Here is a 13,968-nt window from a genome sequence, read left to right on the forward strand (position 1 = left end):
ACTTCTCTCTGTGCTTGATTCTTAACCTCTTCAATACCAATTAGATAGTTAGGGTGGCCATCGCTCCCGAATAATATCCAACTTGGTAGAGCGTGGCGGAGATTTCACAGGGCGTATTTTCGTTGTCTGCGGTTTCGGTGTCGAGTATTAGTAGTTTCATCAGAAATTTTTTCTCACTTGTAAGTATTGGGCAATTGAAAAAAGAAAGACAACATGAACTGCCTTTCTAAAATGAGTTGATAAATTCAGTTAATTAGCTTAATACGGTATATCCTCCCATTCATCAACTTCATCATCAAGGTTTGATTGCATACCCTGTAGCTTTAGCTTTCTAACAAAGTCTACAAACTCTGCATCAGTCAACTGTTGCCTTCCCCTTTTACCGTAATTTTCCATCAGGTATTGCTTGCCCTTTTCCTGATTCCATCCCAAAGCTTCAATCAATTTCTGCGATTGCATCATGAGGCTATCACGATTGCAAGTTTCAACATTTTTCATTGAACTGCTGGTTTTGAGTCCTTTTCTCCACCATTCAGTAATGGAATCATGTAAAACGGCGATATCTTGAGCATGAGCTTGTTTGCCGATGCAATAATCTTCCCAATTTGGAACTGTTGGCTTTTCAAATCCTACGCAAACACAAGTATTTGATTCTTGCCCGTCCTTGCTTTTACGCTTTTCTGTTTTAAGTTCTGGGCAAAAGACCCACATAGAATGCCAAAGCAATGTTTTAGCTTCGTAGGGTTTGCGTTGGAAATCGGCATAAACTTGTTCGCAAGTCTCGCGGAATGCCATTAGCTGCTGGTCAAACGAGACTTGGAATATTCCCCAAGCTGTTATTTGTACAGGAGCAATATGAAGCGGTTGATTTTGGGCATCAACAAAAATTACCATGTAGCGTCTTGCGAATTTGTAAGAGTTTTTGTCTAAACCCTCATCTTTTCGCCAAACACCAATCACCTTTCTGTCGATGCCATACATCAGAGGGGATCTGCCAATAACAAGCATTCTCGGTTGGCGATAAATTACCCCAGGAATACCTATTTTCTCATCGTTCTCATCTAACTTGTTGGTTAGGACTTTGTACTCTTTCCCACCTTCTAATTCTTTGCCTTCATACCATCCGGCTAATTGTTGATTCTCAGAAGCAATCCAGATGCCAGCAGGTGAAGAAATACTTTTGGCTGCCGGAGTTTTATCGTAGGCTTTGTGTTCCGTAGAATCAAAATCAAATGTTAAAGCTGTCATAGTAGCTGCCTCATCAATTAAGTTTAATTTCCTGATAATTTAGCGTAGCTTTTTAGTAAGGATTCAGGAGTCAGAATCCAGGAATCAGAATATTCCTCAATCCTGATATTTCTGGCTCCTGACTCCTGGGTGCTGAGTTCTTATGCTGATGTTGGCATTAGAAATTCTCCAAATCATCTTTAGTATTCTGCTTTGCAGTTTGCTTGTATTTATTCATCTGATATGCAGATGTTTTAATTAAAGGCATTGCGGCTTCTTTAACTGAAGCTTTAGCCTGCATATATAAGAATTGAGTCGCCCCTTCTGCATCTTCTTCTGGATCTATTTGCGCCCACAATGAACAACCTAATTCCAATGATTCGTAATCACCCAAGTTGAATTTCCTGTGATACGTTACAGAGATGGTTTTGATTTCCATTTTAGCAATTTCTAAATTTTTACAAAGGTTTAGCGTAGCTTGATTTATTCAATTAATTTCAATAATTTCTAGTAAAAATCCGCATCCTGTATTCTGAACTTTTACCAGTCCACGGTCTACCAAAGATTGAATAACTGTTCTAGAGAATTTGAGGCTGTGCAAAGGAGCAGAACCACCGCTTACCCGAAGCGAATGCAGTAGACTATCTGCTGTTAATTCAGAGCAATTCTTTTGTTTTCTAGCCATTAGGTTCACCTAATTTGTAACAAAAATAAGCGGTCTGCTGTTAACAAACCGCTTGTGATTATGATGTGATGTAGTTGGGGAGTTAGCTGGTTTATTCAAAAGGTATTATCAAGTCAACGCAACCATCCTCGTTGTAAATATGATACACTCGACCGACATCTTCATATATGCCGATGATATCTTCAATGTAATACCCCAGCACTTCTAAATCCGCTTTCAAACTAGTGCGATCGCCAGTATAACAACAATTATCGTTTATCCCGTTTTGGTCTAGCCAAATATATTTGTCTATACATTCTTGCAAATTATCACTGTAGTAAACATCATCTTTTAGTTCCATCATTCACTCCTAAATATTTTCAATTCCAGTCAAAGTCATACTGACAACTTTTTTATTCAATTTCAATGTCTAAACTAAGCTGAATGGCTTGCATTTTAATTGACCTTGAATCTGGGTTAAATAAGTAACTACTTCTTGCCGAGGTTTCCCCTGCTTAAACAGAACATCGGCAACAAAACCCATTCTAATTAGCATCAGCAATTCATCCGCATAATTAGCGTAGTAGTCAGTATCTGGTTCGCCAATGCACAAGTTTAAGTTTCGGTCGAACCAAACTTCATCTGAATCAAATGAAACTTGTTTGTATTGAGCTATTGCTTCTAATTGATTGAACTCAATCTCTTGCAAAGAAACTGTCTCCCAACAAATGCCATTGCCTTCCCGCCAAATCAAATTGGCTTTTTCGTTTCCAGTTAGCATGGTTTGATTCTCTATTACTCACCAGAACTTTGCGTAGCATTATTTATTCAGAAAACAAAAATAAGCGGTCTGCTATTAACAAACCGCTTGTAATTATGATGTGGTGTGGTTGAGGAATATTTCTATTCGGTCACAAATCTCGCCAGTAGTTCTTCGCGTGATAACTGCAAACACAAAGGCGTAAATTCTTCCGGTGATAACTGTAGTAAACTATCGAAAGTTGTTGATAGTTCGTCGTCTACTTCTCCAAATCTGAATCTGAGCAAATTTTCTACAACTTGGCGTTGTCCTTCTAATCTTGCCTGTTGCTTAGTGGTATCTTCCCATTGCTGATAGGCTTGCGACAAATTCATGATTAACTCCCGCTCATCCTCTGTTAAATTGTCTTCCTGTTGAATTAAGACAACACACCAACTGGTAATCAGTCTGAGAGTGTTTTGCCTTAGTTGATTGCTTAGTGAGAGTGCCAGCAATTCAGAAACAGCTTGGCGTTGCGTTTCTCCTCTACCCAAAATTCTTAGCCATAATGTCTCTGTTGTAACTGGTAGCTCATTAACTACTACTATGGCAAGCCTAAAAACATTGGGCAGAAAGTATACTCCAACAGTCCATTTTTCTAGCTCTAATTGTGCGCCAAAACTGTTGAGTAAGTCTTGTGAAGCTAATGGTACTACAATCCACAAATAAGGTAAATCGTTATCATCTAATATTTTACCTTCTGCTTCTGTCCGACAATTCAAAGTTGAAAAGACACTTAAAAGTTTACGAAGGCAATTCCGGACTTCTGTTTCACTAATTTGCTCACAATAAACTTCTATTGAACAATCACTTTGAGCAACCTTCGCCAGTAATCCAAGTTCCTGTTTTTCAGTTTGAGTTATTTCCTTTGGCAATAACAGAACAGTTCCTCGCCGTTCCTCATCGGTTACTAAACCACTAACTTCTACACGCCCTAATAGTGAAAGCAAGCTTTCGAGATAATGTTCAACAAACTGACTATAAAATTTTTGAGTCATCCCTTGCGGCCAATCTAATTGACACCATTGAAAACAATTTGCTGAACCTTTAAACTATGTTTCAGAACTATTAACATGACGCAATAACCTCAATAATTCTTCCATTCCTGCATTTAAATTCCGAATGTCAGCTTTCATTTCTCTAATATCTGCTTTGACTTCTCGCATATCCGAAGCTAAACCGGTAGCAAGGGTCATTGTCCTAGCAATAGCGGTTTGTGACGTTCCAATCGTTCCTGCCTGTATTTTAAGGGTGGCTACGTCCTGTGTTAGTTCGTTTAGGCGTAGATAAACGTCATCGAATCTAGAATCGTCTGTCATTTTTTCCTTGGTGATTTTGATTTACCCACTATTAAAATTTTAAACTGTGAGTGTTTCTGGTGGCTGGGATTCTTCAGACTGTTCTACTGAAAGGGAGAGGGTAGACATTATTACTTGTGACACGATTAAAGCTCTACTACCAATTGGATGGCGAGCGCACTTACAGCTATCCACTCGCCTTTTTCTGTATAAAACTACGCCGCTACTGCCACCCTCACTCCCAACGAAGTTATCGCAGTTTCCGCACTGTCAGCTTTCTGATTCGGGCTGTATTGATAACGCCTGCCGTACCAGCCTTCGTCATTGCATCCAACGAAGCCAACCAAATGATTGCCTCGAAAGACTTTCGTGCTGAATGACAACCAATCAACCTGCCCGTGCCATAGACCAAACTTGGTGCAAGCTTCTTCAAGTTCTGCGCTTAATCGTTCATTACGTTCTCGTGGCGTTTCCGGTAAGGTTGCTTTGATTTCCGCTACTGCTGCTTTAAACGGTTCTTTGTTGAAACGAGCAAAACCGTGGGTCATCTTCACCCACACGATATTGTCAGGGTTAATCCAGATGGTGACTACATCCTGCGGCTGGCAATCGTGGGGATAATCGGACTGGTTGACTATGGTTGCAATGATGGTGCGATCTCGGTCGGTCAACGGGTCTTTGACTGGGGCAATCGGTGCTATAGTTTGCGCCTGGGCTTCAATGTGAGTATCCAGTTCGGCTTGCGCTACAGTCTGTTCGTCAACGAAAGAACCGAAAAGTGCTTGCTGTGTATCGGTTACATAAGTCATAATGAATGTTCCTTGAATAAAGGTTAAAAGGCGATCGCAGATTTCTCAGGTCAGGCGATCGCCTTTGTTTTTGGTGCAAATAACGTTGTGGTATGCCACAACGCATCTCACTCTAATTTGGCGTAGCCGTATTTATTGCTCAAGCCAGTGGCATTTGAGCATTACCAAACAAGAGGCACAATAGCCAGGCGACAGACACAGCTTCAGATGCCAGTCGTCTTGTTGTCTTGTTGGTAATTCTGATTCAGTGCTAATCCATTTCCCGGCTGTGTACCCATCGCCTTCTCTGGTTGCGCCAGTGCCTCGGTTACTCATCAAGCGGTCACTCTGGATTATGCTGTCAAGGTTCTGTGGGGTTTAGGATTACCCCGTGGTTAAAAGGCGATAAGCTTTTTTCAAATCATGCATATAATGTAATGCATTTGCGTCGCATAGTCAATAGTTGCAACGCGAAATTTCCTTTTTAATAAAGAGAAGAATATAATTCAGAAAAAGGATTGCAACGCAAAGTACTGGAGAACGATGAAGCTAGACACACAGATCAACTTTCGCACTAGCAGCGAAATAAAAGAAGAGTTAGAAAAGATAGCTAAAAGCAGAGGGCTTAGACCGTCACAATTGCTCAACGAACTAGTTGAAAATTTTGTTAAGCACTATGAAAATCAAGTGACGGAAAAAATAAATTTGGAGAAGCTCTATGAAATGCTTTCAGTACAAGGACAGCGATTGGAGCTACTAGAAAAGCAGCAGCAAGAAATGGCAAAAAAATCAGCAGCCTGAGAGAGGAGAACAAATCTCTCAGGCTGCAACGCAATCGCATCCTTCAAATTATGAAAGAAAGCCCGCCTCCGTCAAACGACGAGGCGGGTTAAATTTTATTGCCTGCTAGTAACGCAATGCGTCGCTTATGCATTACACTAGATTCTACAACAAAAAGCAGAAGGCGGATAAACAAATAAATTTTTCTACCTTCTGCTAGTTCTAGATAATACGGGTTGCATGAGTGAAACAAACGAGTCCAATCAGGACAAAATACCTCCAATAGAGCCAAAACCGTCTGGTGAAACTATTAACTATGACTGGCGTGATCCCTCAAACCCTCGTAACCCTGAAGACGATGTAATGGAAGCCCTCAGACAGTTGGAGTTTGAGAACCAACAACTCAAGCAGCGTATCCAAGAATTAGAACACGCTGTACAGGAACATCCTAGCCAACAGTGGGGCAATACCTTTAACAAACAGGCCACCAAGGCATTAAACAAGGAAGTCAAGCGCTCGTTAGAGAAAACCATTGATTTGCGATCTCTGGCACAGGAACCACCCAAAGAGAACCCCCAAGAATGTCTCAGGCTGATGGGCATGGCTTTGAGGAATCTTGCCAGTGCCATGAATAATACCCAAGCACTGGAAGCTGCGGCAATAATTCTGGGAAGTGAACCGACACCCCAGGCGATTGCATTTCGTGCTGAACAATTGCAACTACTACCCCAAGCGGTTAGCGATATTCGGGCTGTGTTGTCTAAGCCTGGGTGTAGCTGGTGGGATTATTTGAGTGTGGCCCAGGAATATGAGGTTATCAAGCAAGATTATCTGGCTGAGTTAACCCCACAAGAAGCGGATTTAATCATTGCTTTGGAGAAAGCTGAATCCTCCCAAATTACGGAACCATCGGTTCTTCAAGAAACCCCTGCCGAGTCCGGTTCTTCTAATTGCGAATTGATTAGGCTGGGTTGTATTATTGCCCATGCTGATGTCTACTGTGCGTTATATAAAGCCAAAGGCGAAGTCATTGAAGATTTGGGAGATGCTGTCTGGGTGGCTTGGGATCATTGGAAAGAAAAACCCAAAAAGACTGACCGTTACTTCAAAGATGAGTTGCGATTGCTGTAATCGTCTTGTGATTTTTTAGACCTAACCAGGAGAAATTTACACATAACAAACCTAGCGCGATTGCTGGGAGAAATTTTCATGCGTCAAAAATTGGAGAAATCTTTATGGATGCGATAACCTTTCAAATTCAGGACGAGTTAGGATTTTGTACCCGCAGCAACGATGGCGTAAGCGGGATGACCGTCACAGCTTTAGCTAATTTCTGCGGTGTAGACCAACCCGCAATCACCCAATTGCTAAACAAGATTCGTGATTGTGACCCCATAACGAACGACTTACCAGAATCGCTGAAATCTAATGCTGGCAAAGACTGGAGACTCATAACGAATGACGCTCACGGAAGCTTGTACGTAATTGACGAACTTTGCCATGCAGTGCTGGAATATTACGCTGTTGATGCCCGTAAGTATAAAGGTAAAGCGATAGCTGTTGAGAATTACCGCATGGTTGCCAGGGCAGGGCTGAGGGTTTTCATCTGGTCGCAGACTGGTTACTCACCGCAAACTCTGAGTCCAGAACAGATAGCCTCACTTGAGGCTATCCCTGCCATGCAGGCAACTATCGCTGAATTACAAGCCCAAGTCCAAACCCTGCTGCCCCCATCATCTGACTTTATACCCCCTGGCTGGGATATCGAAGTTTGGCGATCGCTTCCTCCGCAAGACAAACGCCATTTCCGGTTTTTGTTCCGTCGCCGCAACTTCCGACCATCTACAAAAAATGAACCCTTGGCTTTACCTGCTGCCACCACCGAACAAATAACGCAAAAGCACCTCGATGAAGTAAAGCAATTGGTCGGTGAAGTATCGCCCCAGGAGAAACAACAACTTCAAGCAACAAAACTCCAAGTTCTCAGAAAATTTTGGTCACAAGCGCCTCAAAAAGACCAAGAAAATATGCCGTTTTAGACATTGAGTAAAAAATATGACTAGTAAATTAATTACCCCTGAATCCCCTCTATTAGTTCCTCCCCTGTTGGCCGCAGAGATTGGTTTAGAAGAAGCGGTAATACTCCAACAGATTCACTATTTTTGCCAAATTTCCAAGCACATCAAGCGTGATGGTAGACGTTGGTTTTGGAAAACACTCAAGGATTGGGGTGAAACTCTACCATTTCTCAAGCCCTCTACAATTAGACGAGCGATCGCCAATTTGAGGGATAATTTCAAATTGATTGATGTGTGTCGTCACAGTCAAAAAACATGGTATCAGGCTAACTGGTTCACCATTAACGTTGAGAATGTAGAAGCCCTATGGAATCGCATTTGTCAAAATCAGCAAATCGATGTGAGCATTTCGGACACGTCGATCTGCTCACAGGCGACAGATCATATCAAAGAGTTCCCTTCTCAAGAGTTCGCTTCACAACAACACTCTGCTGTTGAGCCTTCTAAAAGTGGGAAACTGGAAGCCAAAATTTTGGAATGTGACCAGGAAGTGATTTGTCAAACCGCAGAATCAGAGTTACCCCAGACTACTCACTACGTTGATGAACCAGAACGGGTTAACTCAACTAGTAAGACAGATATTCGTGAGGGCCATTCTTCCGCCGCCGAGGTGGCGTCAAATTTTCAGGATGAAGACTCTGGTGATGATGATTACGTTGAGCCACAAGAAAAATCAGTTCAGCCCAGCCAACAAGAAGTACAGTTGGTATTACAGCAACTGAGAGAAATTCCCTGTACCCCGCAGTTTCGGCTTAACTCAGAAATTCAACGCACAATTAAACGATGCTGGGAAAATGTGCCGGGTGCTATTGCCTATCTCAAGGAGGCTTTACGAACTTGGAAAGGGATCAAATCACCAGAGGCTGTGTTTGTGGCTGCTTGTAAAGAGGGCAGGAAACCGGAGTCAGCACAGGTCAAATCTGCTATGAAAGATTGGTTCGAGTGGGCAAGGCAGAAGCGAATTGTGATTGCTATGTCAGGTGAGGTTGTGTACACGCCGGATGGTGAGGCGGTGGCGTTGCAGGAAATGATGAAGAAATATCCAAAAAACGAGTAATTTTATCTATTTCAGCTTACCTACTGATATATTCCAGCACTCGTTCCTATCCTCATCGCCATGCTATCTCTACCGTGATTTCTTTGCCGTTGGTGAATTGGATAAATTCTGTGCCTTCATCATAAAAAAAATCAGCAACAGTTTGGTTACGGACATCGTAACCCCACATTTTAGCTGCCGCATTCCACCACTTTTGTCCCGGTGACTCCAACATGGGCAGTTCTAGGTACTCATCTTTCCATGCTTTTGGTTTCCATTGCTCTCGTAATGCACTGACCAAAATTGCGTTCGGGAAATATTGCTTTTCGTTCTTTTGCAACCACAGCACGTAATCAATTGTGCTTCTGAAGGCATCCTCTAAACCGTAGGTGCAGCCTTTTAAAGTGTTTTTAACTTCTTCAAGTGAAAAGTTCACTCCAATGGTCACTAACGCTCGTTCGTATTTTTTGAATATCTCGTATTCAACTGAGTCTTTTTCCCAGAACCAAAAACTTGACATACCTGCTAAAAAGTTGGCAGTTTTAATTAATACCTTTGCCAAAATAAGAGCCTAGATGAATTTTGGCAAAAGTGGCAAAATTAAGCATACATAAGCGTTTTGATGAAAAGGTAGTTTATCATCCCAAACCCTTATCCTGCCGTCAATACGTTAAAAAACAATTGTGGGAAACCTTAAAGTAATTTTTAGGACTGATTGTTTTTGCCAACCCTCAAAGAAATGGGAGTTAATGGTTAAAGTATCATTATCTCACCCTCGTAAATTGGCAAAGGTATTGTTTAATTGATTAGATTTTAGCAAGTGCGGGGTTTGGTCAGCAAAGTGCGATCGCTGCACACACGGTCGAAGGCTCGACCAGGAAGGACGGATGCAGAAACTTAAGCCGACGGAGGTATTGAAGGAAAATCCAAGGTTCAATTTCTGACCGAATGCTGGAATAATGACCCTGCTTTACAAATTGTCATCAGGAAGCAGAAGAGCGAAGTTTCCGCAGTGGGGGGTTGCTTGTGTGGATGGGGTGTTGGATAAGTAGCGATGGCTGAAGCACCACTGTTAGTTGCTGTCAATTTATAATCTGACTCAACTAAATGCCTCAAATATCTGCCCATCATACTGAAGGTTAACGGGAAAGAACTTCACATTGACCTAATGCAGTTCAAGAAATAAAAAGTTTTGTAACAATTGAAGCTGGTTTGTGTAAAAGTTGCGAGCAACACATGAGATATATATATATTCGCAACTTGGTGGGTTCTGATTAGAGGTCTTGTATGACTAATGACGGGAGGAAACAATTAGATGCAAAACTTAAAGAATTAGCGATCGCAGCCCAGCAATACACATACTTCAGTAAAGAAAAGCAAATAGAATTAACACGTCTGATAAATGCCATTTGGCAGTCAGGAAAGCTTGCTCGTCCTTATAAAGGTCAGTTTCATCTAATTTATGAAGATATCTATGACGAAGCAGTACAGAATTTGTTTTTTTACCTTTGTCAAGATAAGAATATTCATAAATATGACCCAGAACGCGGTGAAGTAATTGCTTGGGTAAATATGTTATTAACTAAACGGTTTTTCCCGGAAGCTATACCCAAAATTATCGGCAAAGAGAATGAAATAAATCTTGATAATTCTCAATGGGAAAATATCCCATCATCTGAACCTATTTCTTTATTTGAACAAATCAGAGAATATATAGAATCTGATCCAGAAATAATTTTTCGTAAGGAACATATTAGAGGTCATCCGGAAGCTAATTTTCAAGCTATCGCTCAAAGAAGATGTTCAGGAATTGCTTGGAAGGATATTTCAGCAGAATGGGGGATTGGTCTTACATCTCTCCATGTTTTTTACCAACGTAGTTTGAAAAAATTCGCTGATAAATTTCAAGAATATTTAGATAATTAATGTTAAAAATTATTTAATCGGCTAGAAAAATAACATGAACAAAAATATAGAAGTTTTGACATTTTCTTCTACCATACCTGTAGATGGACGACATCGGGCAGAAGAATTAAGAAGACAACAAGCTACACAACAAAAAGGTGAACAAATTTACCTGAATACTTTGTCTATAGCTTTCGTAAATTATTATTTACGTTGTATGGGATTTGAAACAGACTGGCCTAAAAGCGACAGTCATCATGTGATACAACAAGCATTAATGGATGTTGCTGATTTGTCGCTCAAAAACTTAGGCTTGTTAGAATGTCGCCCAGTATTGGAAGATGCACAATTTGTTTATGTGCCACCTGAAGTACAATCAAACCGCATTGGTTATGTAGTTGTCCAGATTCACAAATCCTATAGAAAAGCAAAGTTACTAGGATTTGTCAAGCAAGTACAAACAGACTTATTACCACTTAACCAATTGCAACCTTTAGATAACTTATTAGAATACTTAGCAGAACTTTCTCAGTCTAAGATTCATGAAGCATCTGAAAAATCTGGGAATTTCCATGATAATTTAGTCAACTTAAAGCACTGGCTAGAGGAAATTTATGAAAATGGTTGGCAAGAAGTTGAAACTCTTTTAGGCACTCAAAATTTTCAACCAGCTTGGAGTCTAAGAAGTGCTAATAGCGCTTTTATTAGTAGGGGTAAACTGATTGATTTCGGAAAAATTTTGCAAGACAGAACAGTGGTTTTAGTCGTTACCCTGCCTCCAGACAACGAGCAAGAAATGGATATTATCGTCGAAGTACACCCAACAATTGGAGAAGATTATCTGCCACCGAATCTTCATTTAATAGTGTTGGATTCTGAGGGATTATCTGTAATGGAAGCCCAAACTAGAAGCAATAATAAAAATATTCAATTAGAGTTTAGTTGTGATGTCGGAGAACGTTTTAGTGTTAAACTTGCTTTGGGAGATATGAGTATTATAGAAAATTTTGTCATTTATTAATAATAGCCAGGGCTGCTGCTAATGAGAAAATTAGTTGTGCTAAAGCTAGATGGTGATTTGCACTTAGGGGTGCAGGTGACGCTAGAAATTGGAGAAGAAGGCAAACGTCCGCTCACAGAAATTACTGGCAAACTGCCCTCAAATCTCGATATGGCAGCAGCAATTGACCAATGGCAGCTAAAATATCGTAGTTTGTGGAAATTTACCCGCATCAAAGCCAAAAAAATTATTTACGATGGTTCTATTTCCCAACGCAGTCAGGAGTGTGACAAAAAAGCTCGTGAAGTGCGATCGCTTTTAAATAATTGGTTACTTTCAGAGTCTTTTCGTCCCGTAAGAGAAAAGTGGTTGAAATACCTCATGCCTGATGATGAAGTTCGAGTTTTGATTCGCACTCATTGTTTACAACTTAAAAAACTTCCTTGGCATTTGTGGGATTTAATAGATCAAGATTATCTCAAAGCTGAAGTTACTCTCAGCATTCCAGATTCAGAACCAGTTATAGCTACACCACAAATATCTACCTCTAAAAATAAAATTAGAATATTAGCAATTTTAGGCGATAGTGAAGGTATTGATGTAGAGCAAGATCGTCAGATACTAGAAAAAATACCCGGTACTGCTACAACTTTTTTAGTAGAACCTCAATATTCAGAAATCAACGACAAATTGTGGAAACAACCTTGGCATATTTTATTTTTTGCAGGTCATAGCAAAAGTGAGGATGAGACTAGTTGTATTTATATTAATAAAACAGATAAATTAACAATTAATGAACTCAAATATGCTCTGATAAATGCTGTTGCCAAGGGATTACAATTAGCAATTTTCAATTCCTGTGATGGCTTAGGATTAGCGCGAGATCTACAAGACTTACAGATTCCGCAAATTATTGTCATGCGAGAGCCAGTCCCGGACTTGGTAGCGCAAAAATTTTTAAAGCATTTTCTAGAAGTTTTTTCATCAGGACAATCTATATATACTGCGGTTCGCATTGCGAGACAAAGACTCAAAGGAATAGAAAAAGAATATCCTAGTGCAACGTGGTTGCCAGTAATTATCGAACATCCTGCGGTAGTGCCAATGACTTGGCAGGTGCAGCGAAATAAGCCCCTTCATCAGAGTTTTTTAGCAATATTGTTGAGCAGCTTATTGGTCACAAGTTTAATTATGGGAGTCAGATATGGGGGTTATTTTCAAAGTTCAGAATTACACGCTTTCGACCGCTTTATGCAAATGCGATCGCAAATTATCACCGAAAGACCAGATGACCGGATTTTGATTGTCACCATTGATGAAGCAGATATTCAATATCAAATCAATCAAGGAATGCAAATGCGAGGATCATTATCAGATCAAGCACTCTTGCAACTATTAGAAAAATTAAACAAATTTCAACCCCGGACTATCGGTTTAGACATATACCGCGATGGTAGTTTTGATCCTAATTATCCCGATTTGGCTACTCGGTTTCAAACAGATGAAAATCTATTTTTTGTCTGCAAAGTAGCTACTACAGATGAAGATGACGATAGTGTTGGCATTCCCCCACCGCCTGGAGTTACCGAACAACGCTTGAGTTTTAGTGATTTTGTTGCAGATGATGAAGATATTGCTCGTCGCCAAATTTTAAATTTAACTCCTCCTGCAAAATCTTTATGTAACGCTGAACTCGCATTTAGTCTACAACTAGCACGACATTATTTAGAGCAAGAAAACATAATACCACATTTTACAACAGAGGATGATTTACAAATTGGTGATGTTGTATTTAAAAAATTAAACCCACACACAAGTGGTTATCAACAATTGGATGCAGATGGTTATCAAGTCTTATTAAATTATCGTTCTTTAACTGCTGCTGATAAAATTGCCGAGCAAATTAATTTGAGAGATGTATTAGATGAAAAAATCTCATTTGAATCAATTCAACGACTCCAAGACCGGATTGTAATTATTGGACTTTCTACCAATGATTTTTGGAAAACACCATTTAGTACCACTGCAAAACCTAAACAAAGAACAATACCAGGAGTCTTTGTACAAGCACATATGTTAAGTCAAATCCTCAGCGCAGTTTTAGATCAAAGACCTTTATTTTGGTGGTGGTCTGGATGGGTAGAAGCACTTTGGATCTGGGGATGGTCATTGCTCGGAGGAATTACTGCTTGGTACTTTTCAAACCCCTTACACCTGGGATTCATAGTTGCAGTCACACTTTTAACATTATTTGGAATATGTTTTGGTATTTTTCTCCTCGCTGGATGGGTACCATTCATCCCCTCAGCATTGGCATTATTACTTGCTCAAGTAGCAGTAATCTTTTGGTTGAAACGTTCTTGTATGACAACAACAAGTAATTAAATGTTTAA

General features: G+C 40.2%; 17 protein-coding genes. 7 read left to right on the forward strand and 10 right to left on the reverse strand.

Annotation, left to right across the window (positions count from 1 at the left end; all coding sequences use genetic code 11):
- Positions 1-258 precede the first annotated feature (258 nt).
- From ACM0OS_RS14470 to ACM0OS_RS14510, 9 genes are all read right to left on the reverse strand, one after another.
- Positions 259-1,248 carry a DUF5895 domain-containing protein gene (locus ACM0OS_RS14470; protein ID WP_414543886.1) on the reverse strand — a complete coding sequence of 330 codons (990 nt, stop codon included), beginning with the start codon at positions 1,246-1,248 and terminating at the stop codon, positions 259-261.
- 157 nt (positions 1,249-1,405) lie between these two features.
- A complete protein-coding gene (locus ACM0OS_RS14475) occupies positions 1,406-1,666 on the reverse strand; it encodes a hypothetical protein (protein ID WP_414543887.1) in 261 nt (86 codons plus the stop codon).
- Between the two features lie 48 nt (positions 1,667-1,714).
- Positions 1,715-1,912, reverse strand: coding sequence for a hypothetical protein (locus ACM0OS_RS14480; RefSeq protein WP_414543888.1), 198 nt, complete (start codon positions 1,910-1,912; stop codon positions 1,715-1,717).
- Positions 1,913-2,003: 91 nt separating this feature from the next.
- The gene (locus ACM0OS_RS14485) at positions 2,004-2,255 is read right to left on the reverse strand and encodes a hypothetical protein (protein ID WP_414543889.1); all 252 of its coding nucleotides are present in this window, start codon (positions 2,253-2,255) and stop codon (positions 2,004-2,006) included.
- Between the two features lie 66 nt (positions 2,256-2,321).
- Positions 2,322-2,672: a hypothetical protein gene (locus tag ACM0OS_RS14490; RefSeq protein ID WP_414543890.1), complete on the reverse strand. Its 351-nt coding sequence runs from the start codon at positions 2,670-2,672 to the stop codon at positions 2,322-2,324.
- 122 nt (positions 2,673-2,794) lie between these two features.
- On the reverse strand, positions 2,795-3,688 hold the full coding sequence (locus ACM0OS_RS14495) for a hypothetical protein (RefSeq protein WP_414543891.1): 894 nt from the start codon (positions 3,686-3,688) through the stop codon (positions 2,795-2,797).
- Between the two features lie 54 nt (positions 3,689-3,742).
- A complete protein-coding gene (locus ACM0OS_RS14500; protein ID WP_414543892.1) occupies positions 3,743-3,886 on the reverse strand; it encodes a hypothetical protein in 144 nt (47 codons plus the stop codon).
- Between the two features lie 317 nt (positions 3,887-4,203).
- Positions 4,204-4,797: a hypothetical protein gene (locus ACM0OS_RS14505; RefSeq protein WP_414543893.1), complete on the reverse strand. Its 594-nt coding sequence runs from the start codon at positions 4,795-4,797 to the stop codon at positions 4,204-4,206.
- Positions 4,798-4,929: 132 nt separating this feature from the next.
- On the reverse strand, positions 4,930-5,112 hold the full coding sequence (locus tag ACM0OS_RS14510) for a hypothetical protein (RefSeq protein ID WP_414543894.1): 183 nt from the start codon (positions 5,110-5,112) through the stop codon (positions 4,930-4,932).
- A 207-nt stretch (positions 5,113-5,319) separates the two neighbouring features.
- Between ACM0OS_RS14510 and ACM0OS_RS14515 the strand changes: the two genes are divergently transcribed.
- The 4 genes from ACM0OS_RS14515 to ACM0OS_RS14530 all read left to right on the forward strand — a co-directional run bounded on the left by ACM0OS_RS14515 (position 5,320) and on the right by ACM0OS_RS14530 (position 8,691).
- A complete protein-coding gene (locus ACM0OS_RS14515) occupies positions 5,320-5,577 on the forward strand; it encodes a hypothetical protein (RefSeq protein ID WP_414543895.1) in 258 nt (85 codons plus the stop codon).
- Positions 5,578-5,796: 219 nt separating this feature from the next.
- Positions 5,797-6,687, forward strand: a complete 891-nt coding sequence (locus ACM0OS_RS14520; protein ID WP_414543896.1) for a hypothetical protein — start codon at positions 5,797-5,799, stop codon at positions 6,685-6,687.
- Positions 6,688-6,791: 104 nt separating this feature from the next.
- Complete coding sequence (locus ACM0OS_RS14525; protein WP_414543897.1) at positions 6,792-7,595, forward strand: hypothetical protein; 804 nt, start codon at positions 6,792-6,794, stop codon at positions 7,593-7,595.
- Between the two features lie 16 nt (positions 7,596-7,611).
- Positions 7,612-8,691 (forward strand): hypothetical protein, encoded by a 1,080-nt coding sequence (locus ACM0OS_RS14530; RefSeq protein ID WP_414543898.1) that lies wholly within the window; start codon positions 7,612-7,614, stop codon positions 8,689-8,691.
- 52 nt (positions 8,692-8,743) lie between these two features.
- Here the strand turns inward: ACM0OS_RS14530 and ACM0OS_RS14535 are convergent, their stop codons facing one another.
- Entirely contained in the window at positions 8,744-9,190 is a 447-nt protein-coding gene (locus ACM0OS_RS14535) for a hypothetical protein (RefSeq protein ID WP_414543929.1), read from the reverse strand.
- Positions 9,191-9,957: 767 nt separating this feature from the next.
- Here ACM0OS_RS14535 and ACM0OS_RS14540 point away from each other — a divergent pair.
- From ACM0OS_RS14540 to ACM0OS_RS14550, 3 genes are read left to right on the forward strand one after another with little or no spacing between them, the layout of a single operon-like run.
- Positions 9,958-10,596: a sigma-70 family RNA polymerase sigma factor gene (locus ACM0OS_RS14540; protein WP_414543899.1), complete on the forward strand. Its 639-nt coding sequence runs from the start codon at positions 9,958-9,960 to the stop codon at positions 10,594-10,596.
- A gap of 34 nt (positions 10,597-10,630) precedes the next feature.
- The gene (locus ACM0OS_RS14545; RefSeq protein WP_414543900.1) at positions 10,631-11,596 is read left to right on the forward strand and encodes a DUF1822 family protein; all 966 of its coding nucleotides are present in this window, start codon (positions 10,631-10,633) and stop codon (positions 11,594-11,596) included.
- Positions 11,597-11,617: 21 nt separating this feature from the next.
- A complete protein-coding gene (locus ACM0OS_RS14550; protein ID WP_414543901.1) occupies positions 11,618-13,960 on the forward strand; it encodes a CHASE2 domain-containing protein in 2,343 nt (780 codons plus the stop codon).
- Positions 13,961-13,968: the final 8 nt, after the last annotated feature.

This window comes from Nostoc sp. CCY0012, assembly GCF_963920855.1.
Lineage (GTDB): Bacteria > Cyanobacteriota > Cyanobacteriia > Cyanobacteriales > Nostocaceae > Cyanocohniella.